This is a genomic window from Falsiroseomonas sp. HW251, from assembly GCF_050563545.1.
GTDB lineage: Bacteria > Pseudomonadota > Alphaproteobacteria > Acetobacterales > Acetobacteraceae > Falsiroseomonas.
The window spans coordinates 51,200-73,992 of record NZ_JBNXUM010000035.1 but is presented as its reverse complement, the minus strand read 5'-3'; the positions used below and the strand labels follow the sequence as shown (position 1 = coordinate 73,992).

The window sequence follows — 22,793 nt, the reverse complement described above, 5'->3', positions numbered from 1 at the left end:
CGCCCGTCGCGCGGAAGCGGAGGCGCGCGATGCGCGCGCGGCGCTCGCCGCCGAGGCCACGCGCCTGGCCGCGCGGCAGGAGACGATCGGGCCGGAGCGCGAGGAATGGGAAACCCGCCGCGCCGAGGCCGGCGCGCGCGAGGAGGAAATCGCCTCGCGCCTGGCCGAGGCCGAGGCCGGGGTCACCACGCTCGCCGAGGCACCGGAAGCCGCCGCCGTCCGCCGCGCCGAAGCGGCGCGGCTGCTGGCGGAGGCGGAGGCCGCGCACAAGCTCGCCGCGATGGCCCTGCGCGACGCTGAGGTCGAGTTGCGCGAGGCCACCCAGCATCGCCGCGACTGCGACGCGCGCTTCGCCGCGGCGCGCGAGGGTCAGGTGCGCGCCGAGGCCGCGGTGGAGACCGCCGAGGCCGCCGCGCTGTCGGTCGAGGAACGCGTGACGGAGCGCCTCGGCGAAGGCCATGCCGAGCTGCCGACCGACGTGCCCGAACTCACCGAGGCGGCCGAGGAGAAGGCGCGCCGCAAAATGGAGCGCCTGACACGCGAGCGCGAGGAGATGGGTCCGGTCAATCTCCGCGCCGAGCAGGAGCTGAACGAGCTCGATGCCCGCCGCGGCGCGATCGACGCGGAGCGGCAGGAGGTCGCGACGGCGATCGCCAAGCTGCGGGGATCCATCGGGCACCTGAACCGAGAGGGTCGCGAGCGGCTGCGCGTCGTCTTCGATAAGGTGGATGCAGAGTTCCGCGGCCTCTTCACCCGCCTGTTCGGCGGCGGCCGCGCGCATCTCGCCCTCGTCGGCTCGGACGATCCGCTGGAAGCCGGGCTCGAGATCTACGCGGAGCCGCCAGGCAAGAAGCTTGCCTCGCTCAACCTGCTGTCCGGCGGCGAGCAGGCGCTGACCGCGCTGTCCCTGATCTTCGCGGTGTTCCGCTGCAACCCCGCGCCGGTTTGCGTGCTGGACGAGGTGGACGCGCCGCTGGACGACGCCAACGTCGAGCGCCTGTGCGACCTGCTGGAGGTGATGGCGGCGGAGGACGACAGCGGCAAGGGCGGCACGCGCTTCCTGATCGTGACGCACCACCCGCTGACCATGGCGCGCATGCATCGCCTGTACGGCGTGACGATGCAGGAACGCGGCGTGTCGCGGCTGCTGAGCGTGGACCTGCAGCGCGCGGTGGAACTCGCGGAAGGGCCGGTGGCGGGCTGACCGCCGTGCAGGAGACGAGCCGCGCCTTCGCGGCGCTGGCACGGCTGCGCGCGGCCGGCTTCGCGCCAGAGGCCATCCTCGACATCGGCGCCTATCGCGGGGAATGGGCGATCGCCGCGCGCCGGCTCTTCCCCGAGGCGCATATCCGGCTGCTCGATGCGCTGGAGGAGAATGCGGTCGCGCTCGCCACCGCGGCGGCGCGGATCGGCAACGCGACCGCGGGGATCGCCGTGCTCGGCCGCGAGGACGGCGTGGAGCGCGACTTCCACGTCGTGCATGCCGGCGTGCAAACCGGCTCCTCGCTCTATGCCGAGAACACGCGCTTCCCGCGGGAAGCCCGGCGGGTCGTGCAGCGCAGCCTGGCGGCGCGGCTGGCCGGCGATCCCCGGCACTATGCGCTCGCGAAGCTCGACGTGCAGGGCGCCGAGCTCGACATCCTGCGCGGCGCCGGATCACGGCTGGAGGCGCTGGAGGCGGTGCAGATGGAGGTTGCGCTGCGCCCCTACAACGCCGGCGCGCCGCTGATCGCGGAGGTGCTGGCGGGGATGGAGGCGATGGGCTTCACCGCCTTCGACATCCTGGACGACATCCGCCTGCCCGGGCAGGGCCTCCTGGTGCAGGTGGACATGCTCTTCCTGCGGCACGGCTCCCGCTTTGTCCCGGCGCCGCCCTTCTGAAGGACGGGGACGCGGTCGTCACGCCATGAAGCTGCCGTGGGAAATGCCGAGCAGCGGGAAGAACTGGGGAAAGCGATCGAACTGGTGGATCACCGGGCAGACGCGGCCGTCGGCATTGACCATGCGGCCCTGCCGGTCGAAGGCGAAGACCTGCTGGTAATGCAGCGTCTGCACCAGGCCGGTGCGGTTCGGCACCAGCACGGCGTCCTCGATCTCGCCGGCCAGCAGGTGGTTGTGGATGCCCTGGTCGACCCCGCGCGGCATGCCGGGCGGCGACTGCCCGACCTCGCGCGCCATCAGGGCGAGGTAGCGCAGCACGCCCTCGCGCGTGCCGCCGACCGTGCCGGAGCAGGAGATCGGGCGCCCGCCGATCGCCGCCAGCCGCGCCTGGCCATAACGCGCGGCGATCCAGGCGCTGTTGCTGCCGCAGTGCATGATGAACTGGTCCTCGAGGAAGCAGGCCAGCGGCGCGTCGGGCAGCATCGGGAAGGGATCGGCCTGGAACCACACGTCGCGCACGTCGAGCATCAGCACGCGCCGCACCGCCGGCCTGTCACGCAGGATGTCGGCATAGGCGGCGTAGCGGCGGTGCTGGATGTCGGACAGCGGGGGCGGGACGTCAATGTCGAGCTGGGTGATGCGGTGGCGGCTCAGCATCGCCTGCGTCGCCGGCGGCAGCGCGGCGGTGAGGAACACGACCTCGCCCTCGTACCAGCGGCGCAGGCTTTCCGCGAAATGGGCGATGCGATGCGGCGGATAGCCGGCGCAGGCGCCGAGGATCAGGTCCATGCGGCTACGGGCCCTTCCATGACGCCGGTGTGATAACGTCGCGGTCCGCGGAGTGGAAGGGCGCGGGGCGCGATCGCGCAAGGCCCCGGCCGCGTTCAAGTTCATGATACGTTCTTGATGCGCCTGGCACCAAGCGCGCATCCTTCGCGCGCAACCCTCAGGAGGCGCCCATGCCTGTCGACCCGATCCCCGCCGGCTATCATCGCGTCACGGCCTATCTCGTCGCGGAGGACGCCAGGCGCGCGCTCGCCTGGTATGCCGAGGCCTTCGGCGCGGTCGTGACGATGCGCATCCCCGGCCCGGGCGACAGCGTCATGCACGCGGAATTCCGCATCGGCGACACGCTGCTGATGATCGGCGAACAGGCGCCGTCCTACGGCGCCTTCGGCCCGCTGCACTATCGCGGCACGCCGGTCTCCTTCGTGCACTATGTCGAGGACGTGGACGCCGCCTTCGCCAGGGCGCTGGCGGCCGGCGCGACGGCGGAGCGGCCCGTTGCCGACCAGCCCTTCGGCGACCGCATGGGCACGGTCACGGATCCCTTCGGCCATCGCTGGCACCTCGCGACCCATGTCGAGGATGTCGGGACGGACGAAATCGTGCGCCGCATGTCCGGCGGATGACCCTGGAGGCGCGCATCGCGCGCAGCCACGGCATGGACGACGAGGCCTGGGCGCGGCACGCGAACCCATGGTCCGTCTGGACGCGCGTGCCGATCCTGCCGCTGCTCGCGCTCGCGGCCTGGAGCCGCGACTGGATCGGCTGGTGGGCGGTGGTGCCGGTCGTGCTGCTGCTCGCCTGGACCTGGATCAATCCGCGCTTCTTCCCGCCCCCGGCCTCGCTGGACAGCTGGGAATCCCGGGCCGTGCTGGGGGAGCGGCTCTGGCTTGCGCGCGGCGAGGTCCCGGTGCCGGCGCGGCATCGCGTGCTGCCGGCGCGGCTCAATGCCCTATCTGCCGCAGGCGGCCTCCTCCTGCTCTATGGTCTCGGCTGGCTGGTGCCCTGGGCCGCGCTGACGGGTCTCCTCGTTGCGCTTCTCGCGAAACTCTGGTTCCTGGACCGGATGACGTGGCTGGTGGCCGACATGCGCGACGATCCGCGGCTCCTGGCCTGGCAGGCAGCGGGAACTCGCATCCCGCCGGCGGGATAGGCGTTGCTTGCGCGGCGCGACATTCCTAGATGCGTCGCAACACCCGCACCGCACGAGCAGACGAGATGGCCGAGCCGACGACGACCCGACCGCGATCGGCGCTGCGCGACTTCCTGGACAGCGGCGCGGCCGGCGGCCTCGTGCTGATGGCGGCGGCGGCGGCGGCGCTGGTCATCGCGAACTCGCCCCTCGCGCCCGCCTATTTCGGCGCGCTCAAGACCTATCTCGGCCCGCTCAGCCTCGAGCACTGGATCAATGACGGGCTGATGGCGGTGTTCTTCCTGCTCGTCGGGCTCGAGATCAAGCGCGAGGTCGTGGACGGGCAGCTTTCCACCTGGTCGCGGCGCGTGCTGCCCGGCGTCGCCGCGGCCGGCGGCATGGCGGTGCCGGCGCTGATCTACGTCGCGCTGAACCACGGCAATCCCGAGACCCATGCGGGCTGGGCGATCCCGACGGCGACCGACATCGCCTTCGCGCTCGGCGTATTGGCGCTGCTGGGCAACCGCGTGCCGGTCTCGCTCAAGGTGTTCCTCACGGCGCTGGCGATCATCGACGACCTCGGCGCGGTGCTGATCATCGCGCTGGTCTACACCGCCGACATCTCCGTCGGCGACCTGGTCCTGGCTGCGGCCTTCGTCGCCGCGCTGTTCGCGATGAAGCGATACGGGTTGCGCGAGACGATGTGGCCCTACCTGCTGATCGGCGCGGTGCTCTGGGTCGCGGTGCTGCGATCGGGCGTGCACGCCACGGTCGCCGGCGTGCTGCTGGCCTTCGCGATCCCGCTGCGCAAAGCGCCCGGCGCGCCGGACGATGCGGAATCGCTGCTTCACCGGCTGGAGCACGCGCTGCACAAACCTGTCGCCTTCCTCGTCGTGCCGGTCTTCGGCTTCGCCAATGCGGGGGTCGCGATCCCGGAATTCGGCACCGGCCTGATGTTCGATCCCGTCACGCTTGGCGTGATGCTGGGGCTGGCGGTCGGCAAGCTGGTCGGCGTGTTCGGGGCGTCGGCGATCGCGATCCGGCTGCGATGGGCGGACCTGCCCATGGGCGCGGGGTGGCTGCAACTGGTCGGCGTGTCGTTGCTCTGCGGCATCGGCTTCACGATGAGCCTCTTCATCGCGCTGCTGGCCTTCCCCGGCGCCGAGGCGCTGCAGGGCAAGGCGAAGCTCGGCATCCTGTTCGGCTCCTGCATCGCGGGCGTGCTGGGCTGGCTGATGCTGCGCTTCGCGCCGCGCGAGATCCCCGCGCCCGACGATCCCGCGCGCGTGGCAGCGCGCCTGGCATCCCGCAAGCCTGGTTGACGCGGCGGGCGAAGCGGCGCGTCCTGCCGGCGTGCTGCCATTCCGCTTTTTCGAGAACGCGATAGACCCCGTTGCGCCGCCCGGCGAGCCGGCGGCGCGGCTGCTCGGCGTGCCGGTGCCCGAGGACGCGCCGCCGAAATCCCTCGTCGGCTTCTATCTGCATTTCGCGCGCCAGGCGCGCGCGCTGTTCGCCGCTCTCTTCGCCGCGGGGCTCGCCGTCGCGCTGCTCGACCTGCTCATCCCGCTCTTCATCGGGCGCGTGATCGGCATGCTGGAACGATACGGGCCGGAGGAGCTCTTCGCGCAGGCCGGCGGGACGCTGGCGGGCATGGCCGCCGTGATGCTGGTCTGCCGGCCCGTCGCGATCCTCGCCCAGAACCTCGTGACGCAGCAGGGCATCGTGCCCGGCGTAACGTCGATGATCCGCTGGCAGAGCCACTGGCACGTCGTCCGCCAGGGCCTGCCCTTCTTCCAGGAGGATTTCGCCGGTCGCATCGCCAACCGCGTCATGCAGGCCGGGCCCGCGCTGCGGGAATCCGTCGTGCAGTCCGTCAGCGCGGTCTGGTACATCCTGGTCTACGGCACCGGCGCGGCGCTTGCGCTGGCGACGACGGACTGGCGGCTCGCCGTCCCGATCCTCTGCTGGTTCGCGCTCTATGCTACGCTGCTGCGCGTGATCGTGCCGCGCATGCGCGAACGCAGCCGCAAGGCCAGCGAATCGCGCAGCCTGCTCACCGGGCGCGTGGTGGACAGCTACACCAACATCCAGACGGTCAAGCTCTTCGCCCGCGCCGAGCAGGAGGACGCCTTCGTGCGCGAGGGGCTGGAGCGGCTGAACCGCGACTTCGGCCGGCAGACGCGCCTGGTCACGCTGAACTCGCTGCTGCTCTCCACGCTGAACGCGACGATGATCGTGGCGACGGCGTCCGTCGCGATCTGGCTCTGGACGAAAGGCGAGGTTCCGCTCGCGATGGTCGCCGCGGCCCTGCCCATGGCCTGGCAGATTGCCAACATCTCGGGCTGGGTCGCCTTCAACGTCGCCGGCATCTTCGAGAACATCGGCGTGGTGCAGGAGGCGATGGGCTCCATCGCCGTCCCACCGACCGCGCCCGACCCGCCAGGCGCCGTGCCGCTGGCCGTGACGCAGGGCGCGATCCGGTTCGAGCGCGTGACCTTCGGCTATGGCCGCGAAACCGGGGTGCTGCGCGGCTTCGACCTGGCCGTCGCGCCGGGGGAACGCGTCGGCCTGGTCGGCCATTCCGGCGCGGGCAAGACCACCGCGATCAACCTGCTGCTGCGCTTCTTCCACCCCGAGCAGGGCCGCATCCTGGTGGACGGTCAGGACATCGCGGGCGTGACGCAGGAATCGATCCGCGCCGCGGTCGGCGTCGTCACGCAGGACACCGCGCTGCTGCACCGCTCGATCCGCGACAACGTCCGCTACGGCCGCCCCGACGCGACGCAGGAGGAAGTCGAGCAGGCCGCGCGCCGCGCCGAGGCACATGAGTTCATCGCCGCGCTCGAGGATTGGCGTGGGCGGTCGGGCTACGACGCGCATGTCGGCGAACGCGGCGTGAAGCTGTCGGGCGGGCAGCGCCAGCGCATCGCGATCGCCCGCGTGCTGCTGAAGGACGCGCCGATCCTGGTGCTGGACGAGGCCACCAGCGCGCTCGATTCCGAGGTCGAGGCGGCGATCCAGGAATCCCTGGCGGAGCTGATGGCCGGCAAGACCGTCATCGCCGTGGCGCATCGCCTCTCCACGCTGAGCCGCATGGACCGCCTGGTCGTTCTGGACCATGGCCGCGTGGCGGAGCAGGGGACGCATGCCGCCCTGCTGGCGCTGGGCGGTGTCTACGCCAGACTCTGGCAGCGCCAGTCCGGCGGCTTCATCGGCGACTGAGCGCGGGCAGGCGGAGGGGGGGTCGGCGGGCGGCCCGTGGGCATATGACCGCCCGCCTGCCGCCAGCTCGGGGGGATCTCATTCCTTGCCAACGGTCCCAGACAACTAGTTTCGCCGACGCGATGATGCAAGGGCGGCTTTACGCCGGCCCCGTCCGGATGGTCCGATGCCGCGATGCCCGCCGCCCGGTCCGCCGCGCTGCCGCTCTGGCGGCAGCCGCCCTTCGCGCTCTTCCTTGCCTCCCGCCTGCTCTCGGGCCTCGCGCTGCAGATGCAGGTCGTAGCGGTGGGGTGGCAGGTCTACGACCTCACGGACAGCGCGCTGGCGCTCGGCTTCGTGGGGCTCGCGCAGTTCGTGCCGACGCTCCTGCTACTGCCGGCGGCGGGGCTGGCGGCAGACCGCTTCGATCGTCGCGTCGTCGTGGCGTGCTGCCGGATCGCGACGGCGATCGCGACCGCGGTGCTGGCGGCGGGCAGCCTGGCGGGATCGGTGGATGCGCGGGCGATCTTCGCCTTCGCCGCGCTGATCGGCACGACCCGCGCGCTGGAGATGCCGGCGCAGCAGGCGCTGATCTCCTCCGTCGCGACGGCGCAGGCGCTGCCGCGCGCGCAGGCGCTGTCCACCTCCACCACGCAGTTCGCGACGATCGGCGGGCCGGCGGCGGGCGGGCTGGCCTATGGGCTTGCCGGGCCGCCCGTCGTCTATGCCGCGGCGGCGGCGGCGGTGCTGGCGGCGGCCGCGATGGTGCTGGCGATCCCGCCGGAGACGCGGCGCATGCCGCGCGGGCGCGTCACGCTGGAAAGCCTGCTGGGAGGCATCGGCTTCCTGCGCGCCAGGCCCGCCCTGATCGGGGCCGTGTCGCTCGACCTCCTGGCGGTGCTGCTGGGCGGGGCGACGGCGCTGCTGCCGATCTATGCCCGCGACATCCTGCACACCGGCCCCTGGGGGCTCGGCCTGCTGCGGGCGGCGCCGGCGATGGGCGCGTTGGCGATGTCGCTGTGGCTGGCCTGGCGCCCGCTCGGCCGGCAGGCCGGGCGCTCCATGTTCCGGGCGGTGATCGTCTTCGGCGCGGCGACAGTGGCCTTCGGGCTGTCCACCAGCCTGCCGCTGTCCATGCTGGCGCTCGCGGTCCTCGGCGGCGCGGACGTCGTCAGCGTGGTGGTGCGCCAGTCCCTGGTGCAGCTCGGCACGCCGGACGAGATGCGCGGGCGCGTCGCAGCGGTGAACTCGGTCTTCATCGGAACCTCGAACCAGCTCGGCGAGTTCGAATCCGGGGTGGCTGCCGCACTGCTCGGTCCCGTCGCCGCGGTGGTGCTGGGCGGGATCGGGACGGTGGTCGTCGCCGTGCTGTGGATGCGCCTGTTCCCGTCATTGCGGGAGATCGACCGGCTGGAGGACGTCACGCCGCATCATCCGCTCGGCGGCCGCGCGCATGATGCTGCAATGCGGCAGGCCTCGCCTTGACACCCGCCCCCCCGCACCGTAGGAGCAGGCCGCCTTCCGGGCGGGGGACCGCAAGGAGGAGCTGGCGTGCCTGAGAACGATTTCGAGGAGCGGCTGCGGCAGGCCCGGGAGCGGCAGGGGATCGACCCCAAGCCCGCCACCACGGGACAGTTGCCGACCGGGCCCTGGGGGATCGGGTTCCGGGCCGGGGTCGAGGTGGTCTCGGCCCTGATCGCGGGTATCGGGCTCGGCTGGTTGTTGGACCGCTGGCTCGGCACCTGGCCCTGGCTCTTCCTCCTGTTCTTCGTGCTCGGCAGCGCGGCCGGGGTTCTGAACGTCTATCGCCTGTTCTACCCCCGGAAGCCTGTGAAATAGGCCCGTGATCGCTCCCGATGGCGGGGGCGGCAATCGCGGCCGGTTCGAAGGCGACAGCGGGCCGTGGCCCGCGCGGGTGCGGGAGAGGCTCAGGTGGCGGCGGAAGGCCAAACGATCGACGCGCTCGGCCAGTTCGAGCTTGTGCCCGTGCTGGGCCGGCTCGGCGCGTCCGTGGGCTTCACCCAGTCCACCGCGCACATGCTCCTTGCGGTCGGGCTGATCACCGCGATGGTCATGCTGGGCATGAGCCGCCGCGCGATCGTGCCGGGCCGCCTGCAGTCGCTGACGGAAAGCGCCTACGAGTTCATCCAGTCGCTCTGCATCAACCAGATCGGCGACGAGGGAAAGCGGTTCTTCCCCTTCGTCTTCTCGCTGTTCATGTTTGTCCTGTTCGGCAACCTGATCGGCCTGCTGCCCTTCGCCTTCACCTTCACCAGCCACATCGTGGTGACCTTCGCGCTGGCCGCGATCGTCTTCATCCTGATCACGGTGGTGGCGCTGGCGATCCACGGAACGCATTTCTTCAGCTACTTCTTCCCCGAGGGCGCGCCCAAGGCGCTGGCCCCGCTGATCATCCCGATCGAGCTGATCTCCTACCTCTCCCGCCCGGTCAGCCTCTCGGTCCGTCTCTTCGCCAACATGGTCGCCGGCCACGTTATGCTGAAGGTGTTCGCCACCTTCGTCGTGCTGATGGGCTCGGCGGGCGTGGCCGGCTTCCTCGGCGCCTCGCTGCCGCTAGCGCTCAATGTCGCGCTGATCGGCTTCGAGCTGCTCGTCGCTTTCCTGCAGGCCTATGTCTTCGCGATCCTGACCTGCATCTACCTCCACGACGCCGTGCACCTGCACTGAGCCTCGGCGGACAGCCCACACCCCAACCGGACACACGGAAGGACATTCACCATGGAAGTTGCTGCTGCGAAGGCGCTTGGCGCCGGCCTCGCCGTCATCGCCCTCGCGGGCGTGGGCATCGGCATCGGGTCGATCTTCTCCTCGATGGTCTCCGCCGTCGGCCGCAACCCCTCCGCCCGCGACGCGGTCTTCCCGATCGGCATCCTGGGCTTCGCGCTGACGGAAGCGGTCGCGCTCTTCGCGCTGCTGATCGCCTTCCTCATCCTCTTCACCTGATCCCGCTCGCCGGGTCCGCCCGGCCGGATCGACGGGCGCGCCTCGCGGCGCGTCCGTGATGGGCTGAGAGAGGGGAGAGAGATGCCGCAGCTCGATTTCGGCAATCCGCTGCTGATCGCCCAGGTCGTCTGGCTGCTGATCATCTTCGGCCTGCTCTGCTACGTCATGGCGACCTACGCGCTGCCGCGCGTGGCCGAGGTGCTGGAGCATCGCGACGGCCGCATCCGCGGCGACCTGGAAGCCGCCCAGGCCGCCAAGGCCGAAGCCGACGCGGCCATGGCCGCGCATCGCGAGGCCACCGCCAAGGCGCGCGCCGACGCGCAATCCTCCATCGCCTCCGCGATGCAGGGCGCCCAGGCCGAGGCCGCCAGGCGGGCCGAGACGCTGAACGCGAAGCTCGCGAAGCAGATCGAGGAAGCGGAGACCCGCATCGCCGCCGCGCGCGACGCCGCGATGGGCGCGCTGCGCCAGGTCTCCGTGGACACCACGCACAACCTCGTCGCCAAGCTGACCGGCCAGGCCGACGCCACCGCGGTGAACGCGGCCGTGGACAAGGTTCTCGGCGCGCGCGACGCCCTCGCCACCCGCGGCTCGTAAGGAACAGGCACGATGGCCACGCCGAGCCCCGCCGCCCAGGACGCCGCCGCCCACAGCGGCGCGCATGTCTACGAGCATTTCTACCTCGACCCGAAGTTCTGGGTCGCGATGTCGTTCGTCATCTTCTTCGCCATCTTCGGGAAGATGATCTGGGCGCGCCTAGCGCCGATGATCGACGCGCGTGCGGTCAAGATCCGCAGCGACCTCGACGAGGCCGCGCGCCTGCGCGCCGAGGCCGAGGCGCTGCTGCGCCAGGCCGAGGCCGACCGCGCCGCCGCGCTGAAGGAAGCCGAGGACCTGCTCGCGCGCGCCAGGACCGAGGCCGAGCGCGTCGCCCAGGCCGCCGCAGCCGACGCCGAGGCGGCCGCCAAGCGCCGCGAGCGCATGGCGATGGACCGCATCGCCGCCGCCGAGGCCTCCGCGGTTGCCGAGGTCCGCAACGCCGCGACCGAGGTCGCCGTGGCCGCCGCGCGGGACGTGCTGGCCGCGAGCCTCGACGTGAAGGCCGATGCGAAGCTGATCGACAACGCCGTCGCCGACTTGCCGCGGGCGCTGCGCGCGGCCTGACTGGATCGGCCGTCGGCAAGGCGGCCGTTTCGCCCGAAAGGGCGCTACCTCGACGGGGCCTTCGGGCCCCGTTTTCTTTTCTGCGGATCGAACGGGGGACCATCCATGCGCCGCACGCTTCTCGCCGCCGCCCTGCTCGCCTCCACGGCGGCAAACGCCCAGACCTTCCGCTGGGCCAATGACGGCGACGTCAACTCCATGGACCCCTACGCCAGGCAGGAGACCTTCCTGCTGAGCTTCATGGCCAATGTCTACGAGCCGCTGGTCCGCCGGAACCGCGAGCTGAAGGTCGAGCCCGCGCTCGCCGCGCGTTGGGAACAGACCGCGCCGACGGTCTGGCGCTTCCACCTGCGGGACAATGTGCGCTTCTCCGACGGCACGCCCTTCACGGCCGACGACGTCGTCTTCTCCATCATCCGCGCGCGCAGCCAGGGCTCCAACGTCGCGGGCACGCTGGCCTCCATCAAGGAAGCCCGCAAGGTGGACGACCGCACGGTTGACATCGAGACGCATGTCCCCAACCCGATCTTCCTCGAGGAGATCACCGGCATCGGCATGATGTCGCGCGCCTGGGCGGAGCGGAACAACGCCACGCGCAGCGCCGACCTCACGACGCGGGAGGAGAATTTCGCCACCCGCAACGCGATGGGCACCGGCCCCTTCCTGCTGGTCAGCCGAGAGCCCGACCGCCGCACTGTCCTGGCGCCGAACCCCGGCTGGTGGGACCGGCCGGAGCACAACCTCCAGCGCGTCGAGTTCAACGTCATCGCCAACGACGCGACGCGCATCGCCGCACTCATCAGCGGCGAGGTGGACATGGTCTACACCGTGCCGCCGCAGGACACCGATCGGCTGGCCCGCACGCCGAACCTGCGCGTGCTGCAGCAGGCGGAGCTGCGCACGATCTTCCTGGGCTTCGACCAGATGCGGCCGGAGCTGCTGAAGTCCGACGTGCGCGGCCGCAATCCGTTCCAGGACCTGCGCGTGCGCCAGGCCGTGAACCTGGCGATCGACCGCCCCGCGATCGTGCGCAGCGTGATGCGCGGCCAGGCGCGCGCGACGACGGTGATGAACGGCCCCGGCGTCAACGGCTTCGTCGAGGCCGAGGACCGCGTGACCGCGGCGAACCCCGACCAGGCGCGCCGGCTGCTGGCCGAGGCGGGCTTCCCGAACGGCTTCGGCGTGACGCTGGACTGCCCGAACGACCGCTACGTCAACGACGAGGCGATCTGCACGGCGGTGGTCTCCATGCTGGCCCGCATCGGCATCCGCGTGACGCTGAACGCGCAGCCCCGCGCGCGCTACTTCGCGGAGATCCTGGGCCCGCGGTACCAGACCAGCTTCTACATGCTGGGCTGGACGCCCAACACCTATGACGCCCAGAACACCTTCTTCAACATCATGGCGACGCGCCAGGCCGACCGCGGGTTGTTCAACGTCGGTGGCTGGTCCAATGCCCGCTTCGACGAGCTGACAACGCAGATGGCGGTCGAGACCGATCCAGCGCGCCGCACCGACATGATCGCGGAGGCCACGCGCATCCACCTCGAGCAGGTCGGGCATGTGCCGCTGCACCAGCAGACCGTGGTCTGGGCGGCGCGGACCAACGTCCAGCTCGTGCAGCAGGCCGACAACTGGTTCCCGCTGCGCTACGTCCGCATCGCCAACTGAACCCGGCGCCGCTGGGCCGCGTTCGGGGCCGCATGGCCGAAGCTCCGAAGCGCCCTGGCGACCAGCCCGGCGAAAGCCAGAGCGGCGAGGTGACCTGCCCCGCCTGCGGCGGCACGGGCCGCAAGGGCGAGGCCGTCTGCCCGACCTGCGAAGGCACCGGCCGCGTACGGCAGATCGTCGGCGACGCGTAGCGCCTGCGCTACTCGCCGAGGAACTCGTAGGTCGCGGAATAGCGCATGCGCGCGACGCTGCCGGCCTGCGACGCGTCGCAGCCCTGCGCCGGCGCCGTCCCGCCCGCGGTGTCCACGCGCCGGATCCACATCACGCCGGCCATCGCGCCCTCGCCTTCATGGGCGCGTGCGCGCAGCAGCAGCCAGGGGATCGCGCCGGCCGCGGGCGAGGGCGAGCTCGCCGCGACCTCGCCGGTCACCATCGAGCCGTCCGCCGCAATGCGCCAGAACGGCCCGGCTCCATGCGTGCCGACCTGGCGGCCCGAGCCGTCGAACAGCGCGGCCTCCGGCCCCTTGAAGACCCAGGCATGCCGGCCGTCGCGCGGTTCGCAGGCATAGATCTGCACGCCGTCGGCGCCGAGGACGAGGCGCGACGACCGGCCCTGGGGCATGGGCAGCGGCTCGGCGGCGAGCGAAGCGGCGAGCGGGAAGGCGGCGGCAGCGAGGAGGAAGACGGTGCGCATCGCGTGTCTCCGTATCCGGCGCGCCGATCAAGCATCGGCGCCGCGGCTAGGGCAACGACATACGGGTTTCACGCGCCGACATACGGGTTTCGTGCGTGTCGGCGGTGTTTCACGCCTGGCGCATGCTCATCGCACCGGCTCGACCGGCGTCGCCGGCACGCCGGCGGCCTCGATCGCCGCGCCGGCGTCCAGCAGCAGGTCCTCGCGGTAGCGGCCGGCGAGAAGCTGCACGCCGACCGGCGTGCGGCCGACCAGGCCGGTCGTGACCGTCAGCCCCGGCAGGCCCATCAGCGGCAGGCCGACCTGGGTCAGCTGCGCTTCCATGATGCGGCGGAAGCTCTCCATGCTCTCGACGTCGCACTGGTCGGGGAAGGGGAGTTCCGCGCTGACGGGGCAGAGCGCCAGGGGGAAGCGTTCGAAGAACAGCATCCATTCGCGCAGGAAGCCGGCGCGCGCCTGCAGCGCATCCATGAAGGCATGCAGGTCGGGCGCGGGGCAGAGCGCCTCCATCTGCGCATAGATGAAGGTCGCATCCGGGTCGGCTTCCGCGGCGATCGCCTTGTTGAAGCCGCGGCGCGTCTCGGCAAGCCAGAGCAGCGCCTGGAGTTCCGCGGGGCGGCGCAGCGGGGGGAGGGGCGCTTCCTCCACCGTCCAGCCCGCCTTCTCCAGCCGTGACGCGGCGTCGCGCAGTGCGGCCTCGACGTCGGGCACCGTCGCCAGGCCTTCCGGCTTCACGCAGAGCGCGACGCGCTTCGGCGCGGGCGGGCCGACCATTGGCGCGGGCGCCCACCAGGGCTCGCGCGGGTCGCGCGCGGCCATCGCGTGGAACGCCAGCTTCACATCCGCGATGGTCCGCGCGAGGGGCCCGTGCACCGCCATGATCTGCCCGCCAATGTGACGGTCGGGCTGCGTCAGGTTGATCGCGGGGATGCGCCCGAGCGTCGGTCGCAGCCCGTGGATGCCGCAGGCATAGGCGGGGTAGCGGATCGAGCCGCCGATGTCGGTGCCATGCCCGATCGCGCCGATCCCCGCCGCGGTCGCCGCCGCCGCGCCGCCCGAGGACCCGCCCGGCGTGATCGCGGGGTCCCAAGGGTTCTTCGTGTGGCCATGCAGGCTGTTCTTCGTGAACCAGCGCAGCGAGAAGGCCGGCGTGTTGGTCCGGCCCAGGATCACCGCGCCCGCGTTGCGGAGATTGGCGACGACCGGGTTGTCCTCGGCCGCGATCGCGTCCTTCTGGATGCGCAGGCCGTTGGTGGTGGCGAAGCCCTTCTGGTCGGCGTTGACCTTGATGGTCACGGGCACGCCGGCCATGGGGCCGGGGTCCTCACCGCGCGCGATCGCGGCGTCCACGCGCGCGGCCTCGGCCAGCACCTCCTCGGGCCGGTGGTCCACGACGGCGTTGATCGCGGGGTTGGCGGCGTCAAGGCGGGCCAGCGCATCCTTCGCGACCTCCGCCGCGCTGGCCTCGCGCGCGCGCACCAGCGCGGCGATGTCGGTCGCGGGCAGGCGCCAGAACTCGGTCATGCGGTGTCTCCGGGTCGTCGGGACATGCTCCCCGCGAACCCGCCGCGCGTCAACGCGGCCCGAAATCCGGCTCGCGCTTCGCGAGGAAAGCGGCCTTGCCCTCGGCGTGGTCCTCGCTGAGGAAGCAGGCGGTCTGGAACTGCCTCTCATCTTCCAGCGCGCGCTCGAGGCCCTCGGCCAGGATGCGCTTCGTCAGCGCGATCGGCAGCGGCGCCTGGGCCGCGAGGAAGCGCGCCTTCTCTGTGGCCGCGTCCAGCGCGCCGCCCTTCGGCACGATCTGGTCCACGAGGCCGATGCGCTCCGCTGCCGCAGCGTCGAGTTGCGTGCCGTAGAGGAACATCTGCCGCGCGCGGCCGTTGCCGATGCGCGCGGGCAGGGTGAAGGGCAGGCCGAGATCGGCCATCAGCCCGACCTTGCCGAAGCCCGCCATGAACTTCGCATCCTCGGCCGCCACGACGGTGTCGCAGGCGCAGGCGATGGAGAGGCCCGCGCCGACGCACCAGCCCTCCACCGCCGCGACGATGGGGACGCGCCCCGCCACCATCAGCCGGATGATTCGGTGCGTGCGCCGCATGCGATCGAGTCCGCCGAGGCTCTCCGTCACGTTCATGCCGGAGATGTCGCCGCCCGAGCAGAAGACGCCGCCCGCGCCGGTCAGCACGATGGCGCGGATGGCCTGGTCGGACTGCGCGGCTTCCAGGATGTCGTGCAGCGCCTCCCGCAGCGGCATGGCGAGTGCGTTGCGCCGCGCGGGGTAGTCCAGCGTCAGCGTCAGCACGCCACCGTCGCGGGCTTCGGCGATGCGCATCTCAGCCATCGGTGTGCAACGTTGCGGCGGTCTTGGCCTGGACGTCCGCCAGCGACATCCCCGGCACGATCTCCTTCACCACGAAGCCACGGCCGGCCACGACGTCCACCACGGCGAGGTTGGTGTAGACCCGCTGCACCGCCGATTTCGCCGTCAGCGGATAGCCGCAGCTCTCGACCAGCTTCGGCGTGCCGTCCTTCGTCGTGTGCTCCATCACCACCCAGAGCCGCTTCGCGCCCGCCGCCAGGTCCATCGCGCCGCCGACGGCCGGGGCGCTGTCGTTCTCGCTCGTCGCCCAGTTCGCGATGTCGCCGTTCTCGGCAACCTCGAAGGCGCCGAGGACGCAGAGGTCGATATGCCCGCCGCGGATCATCGCGAAGCTGTCGGCATGGTGGAAGAAGGACCCGCCCGGACGCAGCGTCACGGGCTGCTTGCCCGCATTCACCAGCCAGGGGTCGACCTTGTCCGGCGCCGGCGCGGGGCCCATGCCGAGGATGCCGTTCTCGCTGTGCAGGATCACCTCGCGCTCCGTCGGCACGTGGTCGGCGACCATTGTCGGGATGCCGATGCCGAGGTTGACGAACCAGCCCTCCGGGATGTCCTGCGCGACGCGGGCGGCCATCTGCGTGCGGTTCCACATGGCGGCGGCTCCCTCCTCAATACCATTCCGGGCCGCGGCGCAGCTGCAGCACGCGGTTCACGAAAATGCCGGGCGTATGCACGTTGTCCGGCGCGATCTCGCCGAGCGCGCGGATGTGGTGGACCTGCGCGACGGTCATCGCCGCGGCGGTCGCCATCACCGGGTTGAAGTTCCGCCCGCTCTCGCGATAGGTCAGGTTGCCCCAGCGGTCGGCCTCCCAGGCCTCGACCAGGGCGACATCGCCCTTCAGCGCGTATTCCATGACGTGCTCGCGCCCGTCGAAGACCCGCACTTCCTTGCCCTGCGCGAGCTTCGTGCCCGCCCCCGTCGGCGTGAAGAAGGCGGCGACGCCGGCGCCCGCGGCGCGCATGCGCTCGGCCAGCGTGCCCTGCGGCACGATCTCGAGTTCGAGCTTCCCCGCGCGATAGAGATCCTCGAACACGACGGAGCCGGCGGAGCGCGGGAAGGAGCAGATGATCTTCCGCACGCGGCCCTCGGCCATCAGCTTCGCGAGGCCGACGCGCCCGGCGCCCGCGTTGTTGGCGACGACCGTCAGGTCCTTGGCGCCCTGCTCGATCAGGCCCTCGATAAGCTCGTCGGGCTGGCCGACGGCGCCGAAGCCGCCCATCAGCACGGTCGAGCCGTCCTTCACGCCGTCCAGCGCTTCCGCGATGGAGCGCACGATCTTGTTGATCACCGCTGCAGCCTCCTCCGGGGGTGGGTCTAACGGCGGGCGACCGGCGCGTCCAGCGCGGCGCGGAACAGGCCGTTGCCCACCACCTTCACGTCGCGCTCCACCACGCTCGCGCGGAAGGCCGCGCCGTCCGGCAGGGGCCAAATCTCTGTGCGGATGGTCTCGCCGGGAAAGACGGGCGCGGAGAAGCGGCATTCCATGCGCCCGAAGCGCGTGGGATCGCCGCCGCAGGCGCCGCGCAGCAGCGCGCGGCCGACGATGCCGAAGGTCGCGAGGCCATGCAGGATCGGCCGCGGGAAGCCGGCCTTCGCCGCGACGGTGGGGTCGCTGTGCAGCGGGTTGTGATCGCCGTTCAGCCGGTAGAGCAGCGCCCCCTCGGGCCGCGTCGGCAGATCCACCACGATCGCCGGTTCACCCTCCGGTTCCGCCGCGGGCTGCTTCACCGTCCCGGCCGGGATCTCGCGCCCCTTGGCAAAGCCGCCGTCGCCGCGCAGGAAGGTCGTCTGCTCCAGCGTCGCGAGCCTGACCTCGGTGGCGGCATCCAGGATCACGCGCTCGGAATAGAGCAGCGCGCCCTTGCCCTCGCCGCGATCCACCAGGCCGGTGACGCGCGACCGGCCGATCACCTCACCTTCCACCGGCAGGGGTGCGTGGATCGTCACCGCCTGCTCGCCATGAACGAGGCGCAGCGCGTCCACGCCGGTCGCGGGATTGCCCAGCCAGAAGCCGGGATAACCGAGCACGACGGCCATGCTGGGCAGGGCCTGCATCGCCGGCCCCTCCGTGACGAAGCGCAGATCGGCCTCGTCCATCGGGTCCTGCCCGCAGCCGAGGCTCAGCGCATAGAGCGCGCTGTCCTGCCAGCGCAGGCGCTGGCGGATCTCGGGGATCGGGAAGTTCAGCAGCGTCTCGTAGTGGATGGGCATGGGTCAGGACGCGCGGCCGCGCCGATGCTCCTCGAGGATCGCCTCGAGCAGGTCGACCGTGCGGCGCTGCAGCGCAAGGGCTTCCTCGACATGCGTCGCATTGCTGGTCAGGTACCGGCTGTTGCGGCGCGACAGTCGGAGCGCGAAGAGCAGGAAGACGAACATGAGCCCGAGCGCAGCAAGCGACACCCAGCCGGCGTCCACCAGATATGCCACCACGTCCGTCACTCCCCTAATTCGATCACGGCATCAGCCGCGACGGCGCCGTCGGGCAGCGCCATCAGCGGGTTCACCTCGGCGGAGACGACGCGCGGCAGAGTGCCGAAGCGCGACAGCGCGGAAAGCGCGCGGGCGATCGCAGGGATGTCGGCCTTCGGCTTGCCGCGCGCGCCGTCGAGAAGCGGGAAGCCGCGCAGCGAGCGGATCATGGCGACCGCATCCTCTTCCGACACCGGGCAGCGGCGGAAGGCGACGTCGCGGAAGGTCTCGATGAAGACGCCGCCGAGACCCACCATCGCGACGGGGCCGAAGGTCGCGTCGCGCACCACGCCGATCGCCATCTCCACGGCGTCGCGCACCTGGCGCGCGATCAGCACACCGTCCACCCGCGCGCCCGGCGCGCGCGCGGCGGCGCGCGTCATCAGCAGGGTGAACCCCGACCGCACCGCGGCCTCGTCCTTCAGGTCGAGCAGCACGCCGCCGATCTCGCTCTTGTGCAGGATGTCGGGCGAGAGGAGTTTCGCGACCACGGGAAAGCCGAATTCGCGCGCGGCGGCGACGGCCTCCTCTGCGGTCGAGCAGGCGCGTTCGGGGACCATCGGCACACCCGCGGCGGCCAGGATGTTCTTCGCTTCCGCCTCGTTCGGCGCGGCGTCGGGCAGCGCAATGGCCGGCGGCGCAGCGCTCGCGGCCGCATGGCGGGCGAAGGCTTCGCCAAAGCGGCCCATCGCCGTCAGCGCGACGACGGCGCGGGAGGGATCCTCGAAGACCAGGAAGCCGTCCTCCTCCCATTGCCGCGTCCGTTCCGGCGAGGCGAGGATGGACAGGACAAACAGCCGGTCGGGATGGCGGTCCAGCACCGCCTTCAGCGCCTTGCGCAGCGGCGGCGTCATCGTCGTGCTGTCGCCCCACGCCGTGAAGAACGCCAGCAGGCTCGTGTAGCCGCCGTCGCGCGCCATGCTCTCTGCGAAGGCCTCGACCACGCCCATGTCGTTGAAGGCCTGCGCGGTGCAGTCCACGGGATTGCGCGGGCTGGCGAAGGGCACGAGGGCCTTCAGCCTTTCCTGCGCCGCCTCCGGCATCGGCGGCATGGCCAGCCCCGCGGCTTCCGCGGCGTCGGCGATCAGCACCCCGGCGCCGCCCGAGATCGTGACGACGCCGAGGGTATTGCGCGCGGGGTAGATGCGCTTCTGCGCGACGTAGCAGACGTCGAGCAGCTCCTCCGTCGTGCGCGCGCGATGCACGCCGAGATCGGCCAGCACCGCGTCCAGCACGCGGTCGTCGCCGGCGATGGAGGCCGTGTGGGACTGCGCGGCCGCGCCGCCAACCTCGCTGCGCCCGACTTTCATGAGTGTCACCGGCTTTCTCGCGCGCCTCGCGGCTTCCAGCGCGGCGACGAAGCGCGCGCCGTCGCGGATGCCCTCGGCGTAAGCCGCGATGACCTCGACCTCCTCGGCGCCGGCCATCCATTCGATGAAGTCGGCGACCTGCAGGTCGGCCTCGTTGCCGGTGGTCGTCAGCACCGCCGTGCCGATGCCGCGCGCGCGCGCGGCGGCGAACAGATGCGTGCCATAGGCGCCGGACTGGCTCGCGATGCCGAGCTTCCCGGGCTTCCAGCCGCGCTCGAGGCTCGCCGTGAAGATCGGGAAATAGCCGAGCCCGCCATTGAAGAGCCCGAGGCAGTTCGGCCCGACGATCCGCATGCCGCCCTGGCGCGCCGCGGCGACCAGGCGGTCCTGCAGCGCGGCGCCGGCCTCGCCGGTCTCCGCGAAGCCCGCGGTGTAGACGATCGCGGCCCTGCAGCCTCGTGCGCCGAGTGCCGCGGCCGCCGCGATCGCGGCCTCGCCGGGGATGGCGATGATGGCGGCGTCGGGGGTCTCTGGCAGGGATGGGATGTCGGGGAAGGCCGGCAGGCCCTGCACCGTCGCGCGGTTCGGGTTCACCGGCAGCAGGCGGCCGGCGAAGCCGAACTTCAGCATGTTGGCGATCGGGCGCCCGCCGATGCGCGTGGGATCGTCGGAGGCGCCGACGATGGCGAGGGAGCGCGGGCGCAGCAGCGGGTCGAGGGCGTGCATGGCGCGACCTTGCAGCGCGGCGCCGGCGGCGCAAACCCCCGCTCAGATCGGTTTAGCGGGAACCCCGCCGACCCGCGCGCCCTCCGCGACGGCTTCGGCCACCGCCGCGCCCGGCGCGACCGTCGCGTCCGCGCCGATCGCGACGCCGGGCCGCACCACGGCGCCCGCCCCCACCAGCGCCCGCGCGCCGAGGCGGACGAAGCCGCAGAGGACCGCGCCCGGGCCGAGATGCGCGGCCTCTTCCAGCACGCAGTCGTGCTCGACGATGGCGCCGGTGTTGACCAGGGCCAGCCTGCCGATCCGGGCCTCGGCGCCGATGGCGGCGCGCGCCATGACCTGGGCGCCGGCCTCGATCACGGCGGTGGGAGAGACGATCGCGCCGGGGTGGACGAGGGCGGGCAGCGCGATGCCCGCGTCGCGGCAGGCCTGGCCGAGCCGCGCGCGGGTCGCGTTGTCGCCGATCGCGATGGCGGCGGCCTGGCCTGCGAAGCGGGGGAGGTCGGCCAGCGTCCCGAGCTGCGCGATGCCGAGCACGACGCCGCGCGGTGCGTCGTCAAGGACGCCGACTGGCTCCATGCCCATGGCGCGGAGCGTCTCGATGACCGGCTTGGCGTGCCCGCCGGCGCCGAGGATGACGAGGGGGGTCATGAAGCCGCCCGGTAGCGCTGACCCCCACCCGGCCGCTGCGCGGCCACCCTGCCCCGCAAGCGGGAGAGGGAAAATGGCGCCACCGCTCCCTCTCCCGCGCAGCGGGGGAGGGTCGGGGTGGGGGCCTGGCGCCTGCTCAGGCCCCCGGCGCGACGATCATGCACGCGCCGCGCCCGCGCAGGCGGTCGCAGGCCTGGTCCGCCGCGCCGCGGTTGCCGAAGCCGACCAGGCGCGCACGGAACAGCCCGCCGCCCGCCCGCTCCACGACGACGCGGGCGCCGGACGCGCCCGCCGCATCGCGCGCCTGCGCGGCCGCGCTGCGCGCCAGATTCTCCGAGGCAAAGGCGCCGACCTGCACGCCCCAGTTCCCGCCCATCGCCGGCGCGGCCTGGCGCGGCGCCGCGGGCAGCGTGCCGGCATGCGCCTGCGGGATCAGCGACAGCCCGCCCCGCGTCAGGGGCTGGTTCGAGGCGAGCACGCCGCTCGTCGGCCGCGCCGCCGGCGGCGGAGCCAGCGGCTCGGCGCGGACCGTGCCGGGATCGCCGGGGCTGACCACGGGCTCCATCCGCGTCACCGCGCCAAGCGTGAGCGGCGCGGCGATCTGCATCCGGTCGCCGGAGACACGGTCCCCGGGGCTGACGATCGGCTCCATCCGGCGCTGGAAATCCCCGGCGCTGACCACGGGCTCCATCGCGACCACGTTGCCGGCCGAGGCGATCTGCGTGCGCGCCGCGGGCAGTGACGCGCTGTCCACCGGCTCCATCCGCACGACCGGGCCGGGCGGCAGCTGGGCGACCTGGATCTGCGGCTCGGCGACCTGGCGCTGCTGCCGCAGCGCGAGCATGGTGGAGGGGTCGGCGCGCCGCGGCCCAGGCGGGATGTCGAGCGGCATCTCGGCGGCGGCGTAGACCTCGGGCGGTGCCGGGCGGTTGGGCTGGGCGCCCTGGATGCGCGGCCCGATGCGCGCGACGTAGTTGCGCGTCTCGTTCGGCAGGCCGCGATTGCCCCAGAGGTAATCCTCGAGCCGCCGCGGCCCCCCATTGTAGGCCGCGAGGAACCCCGGCGAGCCATAGAGATCGTACATCTGCCGGATATAGGCCGTGCCCGACATGATGTTGTCCCAGGGGTGGTAGGGATCGGAACCGAAACCGTGCCGGCGCGCGAGTTCCGCATAGGTCCCGGGCATCACCTGCATCAGCCCCATCGCGCCGACGCGCGAGGTGGCGGAGGCGCGGCCGCCGGATTCCTGGCGCATCACCTCGCGGATCCAGCGCTCCGGCACGTCGTAGCGGCGGGAGGCCTGCTGGATGTAAGGACCCCAGGGATCGTGCGGCGGCCCCGGCGGATCGTAGCTCGTCGGGCGGTGCCAGCCCGGGCCGTCGCTCACGACCTGCTGCGTGCCGCCACAGGCCGCCAGCGCGCCCACCATCAGGACAGCCATGATGGTCCGCGCACGCCTGCTCGACCGGGACCGGTCCATGCTCGCACTCCGTCGGTTGCCGGGAGCCGGTTCAACCGAGGCCCGCCCCCCCTGACGCCGGCCGCTCCCCTGCGGCAAAGGCATCCTCGGGCCAACCCCGACATCCGTCCCGTCGTTCAAGCACGCGGTTCGGGGCTGCCTTCCGGCAACCCCAGGGCCCCGGTTCAGGGCCCGACGCAAGTCCAAGAACCCAACCCTTACTCCCCTGCGTCGCGGACAGGCAAGGATGGGATAGGGGCGGAATCGTGGCAGCGAGTCGCCCTGCGCGCGGGTTCGTGTTGACGGG

24 protein-coding genes and 1 pseudogene are annotated in these 22,793 nt (G+C 72.1%); 14 read left to right on the top strand and 11 right to left on the bottom strand.

What is annotated here, in order from left to right:
• Window positions 1-1,204 (top strand): annotated as a pseudogene (locus tag ACLF3M_RS29810) (chromosome segregation protein SMC); the annotation flags it as partial.
• Between the two features lie 5 nt (window positions 1,205-1,209).
• Window positions 1,210-1,881: an FkbM family methyltransferase gene (locus ACLF3M_RS29805; protein ID WP_430660647.1), complete on the top strand. Its 672-nt coding sequence runs from the start codon at window positions 1,210-1,212 to the stop codon at window positions 1,879-1,881.
• Between the two features lie 18 nt (window positions 1,882-1,899).
• On the opposite strand, the gene ACLF3M_RS29800 is transcribed toward ACLF3M_RS29805, so the two are convergent.
• Complete coding sequence (locus ACLF3M_RS29800) at window positions 1,900-2,670, bottom strand: hypothetical protein (RefSeq protein ID WP_430660646.1); 771 nt, start codon at window positions 2,668-2,670, stop codon at window positions 1,900-1,902.
• A gap of 170 nt (window positions 2,671-2,840) precedes the next feature.
• Between ACLF3M_RS29800 and ACLF3M_RS29795 the strand changes: the two genes are divergently transcribed.
• The 12 genes from ACLF3M_RS29795 to ACLF3M_RS29740 all read left to right on the top strand — a co-directional run bounded on the left by ACLF3M_RS29795 (window position 2,841) and on the right by ACLF3M_RS29740 (window position 12,990).
• On the top strand, window positions 2,841-3,293 hold the full coding sequence (locus ACLF3M_RS29795) for a VOC family protein (protein ID WP_430660645.1): 453 nt from the start codon (window positions 2,841-2,843) through the stop codon (window positions 3,291-3,293).
• Window positions 3,290-3,820, top strand: coding sequence for a DUF6653 family protein (locus tag ACLF3M_RS29790; protein WP_430660644.1), 531 nt, complete (start codon window positions 3,290-3,292; stop codon window positions 3,818-3,820). The genes ACLF3M_RS29795 and ACLF3M_RS29790 overlap by 4 nt, the downstream gene beginning before the upstream one ends.
• A 29-nt stretch (window positions 3,821-3,849) precedes the next feature.
• A complete protein-coding gene (gene nhaA, locus ACLF3M_RS29785; protein ID WP_430660643.1) occupies window positions 3,850-5,121 on the top strand; it encodes a Na+/H+ antiporter NhaA in 1,272 nt (423 codons plus the stop codon).
• A 31-nt stretch (window positions 5,122-5,152) separates the two neighbouring features.
• Window positions 5,153-7,021, top strand: coding sequence for an ABC transporter ATP-binding protein (locus ACLF3M_RS29780; RefSeq protein ID WP_430660642.1), 1,869 nt, complete (start codon window positions 5,153-5,155; stop codon window positions 7,019-7,021).
• A 174-nt stretch (window positions 7,022-7,195) separates the two neighbouring features.
• Window positions 7,196-8,485, top strand: coding sequence for an MFS transporter (locus tag ACLF3M_RS29775; RefSeq protein ID WP_430660641.1), 1,290 nt, complete (start codon window positions 7,196-7,198; stop codon window positions 8,483-8,485).
• A 66-nt stretch (window positions 8,486-8,551) separates the two neighbouring features.
• Window positions 8,552-8,839, top strand: a complete 288-nt coding sequence (locus tag ACLF3M_RS29770; protein ID WP_430660640.1) for an AtpZ/AtpI family protein — start codon at window positions 8,552-8,554, stop codon at window positions 8,837-8,839.
• 93 nt (window positions 8,840-8,932) lie between these two features.
• On the top strand, window positions 8,933-9,688 hold the full coding sequence (locus ACLF3M_RS29765) for a F0F1 ATP synthase subunit A (RefSeq protein ID WP_430660639.1): 756 nt from the start codon (window positions 8,933-8,935) through the stop codon (window positions 9,686-9,688).
• A 51-nt stretch (window positions 9,689-9,739) separates the two neighbouring features.
• Entirely contained in the window at window positions 9,740-9,964 is a 225-nt protein-coding gene (locus ACLF3M_RS29760) for an ATP synthase subunit C family protein (protein WP_430660638.1), read from the top strand.
• A gap of 81 nt (window positions 9,965-10,045) precedes the next feature.
• Window positions 10,046-10,561: a F0F1 ATP synthase subunit B' gene (locus ACLF3M_RS29755; protein WP_430660637.1), complete on the top strand. Its 516-nt coding sequence runs from the start codon at window positions 10,046-10,048 to the stop codon at window positions 10,559-10,561.
• A gap of 108 nt (window positions 10,562-10,669) precedes the next feature.
• Window positions 10,670-11,128: a F0F1 ATP synthase subunit B gene (locus ACLF3M_RS29750; protein ID WP_430660651.1), complete on the top strand. Its 459-nt coding sequence runs from the start codon at window positions 10,670-10,672 to the stop codon at window positions 11,126-11,128.
• 105 nt (window positions 11,129-11,233) lie between these two features.
• On the top strand, window positions 11,234-12,799 hold the full coding sequence (locus tag ACLF3M_RS29745) for an ABC transporter substrate-binding protein (RefSeq protein WP_430660636.1): 1,566 nt from the start codon (window positions 11,234-11,236) through the stop codon (window positions 12,797-12,799).
• Between the two features lie 32 nt (window positions 12,800-12,831).
• The gene (locus ACLF3M_RS29740; protein ID WP_430660635.1) at window positions 12,832-12,990 is read left to right on the top strand and encodes a hypothetical protein; all 159 of its coding nucleotides are present in this window, start codon (window positions 12,832-12,834) and stop codon (window positions 12,988-12,990) included.
• An 8-nt stretch (window positions 12,991-12,998) separates the two neighbouring features.
• On the opposite strand, the gene ACLF3M_RS29735 is transcribed toward ACLF3M_RS29740, so the two are convergent.
• From ACLF3M_RS29735 to ACLF3M_RS29690, 10 genes are all read right to left on the bottom strand, one after another.
• Window positions 12,999-13,493: a DUF3455 domain-containing protein gene (locus ACLF3M_RS29735; protein ID WP_430660634.1), complete on the bottom strand. Its 495-nt coding sequence runs from the start codon at window positions 13,491-13,493 to the stop codon at window positions 12,999-13,001.
• A gap of 126 nt (window positions 13,494-13,619) precedes the next feature.
• Entirely contained in the window at window positions 13,620-15,017 is a 1,398-nt protein-coding gene (locus ACLF3M_RS29730) for an amidase family protein (RefSeq protein ID WP_430660633.1), read from the bottom strand.
• Window positions 15,018-15,066: 49 nt separating this feature from the next.
• The gene (locus ACLF3M_RS29725) at window positions 15,067-15,834 is read right to left on the bottom strand and encodes an enoyl-CoA hydratase/isomerase family protein (RefSeq protein ID WP_430660632.1); all 768 of its coding nucleotides are present in this window, start codon (window positions 15,832-15,834) and stop codon (window positions 15,067-15,069) included.
• The gene (locus ACLF3M_RS29720; RefSeq protein ID WP_430660631.1) at window positions 15,827-16,465 is read right to left on the bottom strand and encodes a 3-oxoacid CoA-transferase subunit B; all 639 of its coding nucleotides are present in this window, start codon (window positions 16,463-16,465) and stop codon (window positions 15,827-15,829) included. Before ACLF3M_RS29720 ends, ACLF3M_RS29725 begins: the two co-directional genes overlap by 8 nt.
• Window positions 16,466-16,481: 16 nt before the next feature.
• Window positions 16,482-17,162, bottom strand: a complete 681-nt coding sequence (locus tag ACLF3M_RS29715; RefSeq protein WP_430660630.1) for a 3-oxoacid CoA-transferase subunit A — start codon at window positions 17,160-17,162, stop codon at window positions 16,482-16,484.
• Window positions 17,163-17,188: 26 nt separating this feature from the next.
• Window positions 17,189-18,085, bottom strand: coding sequence for a MaoC/PaaZ C-terminal domain-containing protein (locus ACLF3M_RS29710; RefSeq protein WP_430660629.1), 897 nt, complete (start codon window positions 18,083-18,085; stop codon window positions 17,189-17,191).
• Between the two features lie 3 nt (window positions 18,086-18,088).
• Entirely contained in the window at window positions 18,089-18,304 is a 216-nt protein-coding gene (locus ACLF3M_RS29705) for a hypothetical protein (RefSeq protein WP_430660628.1), read from the bottom strand.
• 5 nt (window positions 18,305-18,309) lie between these two features.
• A complete protein-coding gene (locus ACLF3M_RS29700) occupies window positions 18,310-20,379 on the bottom strand; it encodes an acetate--CoA ligase family protein (protein ID WP_430660627.1) in 2,070 nt (689 codons plus the stop codon).
• A 42-nt stretch (window positions 20,380-20,421) separates the two neighbouring features.
• Window positions 20,422-21,027 (bottom strand): NeuD/PglB/VioB family sugar acetyltransferase, encoded by a 606-nt coding sequence (locus ACLF3M_RS29695; RefSeq protein WP_430660626.1) that lies wholly within the window; start codon window positions 21,025-21,027, stop codon window positions 20,422-20,424.
• Window positions 21,028-21,163: 136 nt separating this feature from the next.
• Entirely contained in the window at window positions 21,164-22,507 is a 1,344-nt protein-coding gene (locus ACLF3M_RS29690) for a transglycosylase SLT domain-containing protein (protein ID WP_430660625.1), read from the bottom strand.
• Window positions 22,508-22,793 lie beyond the last annotated feature (286 nt).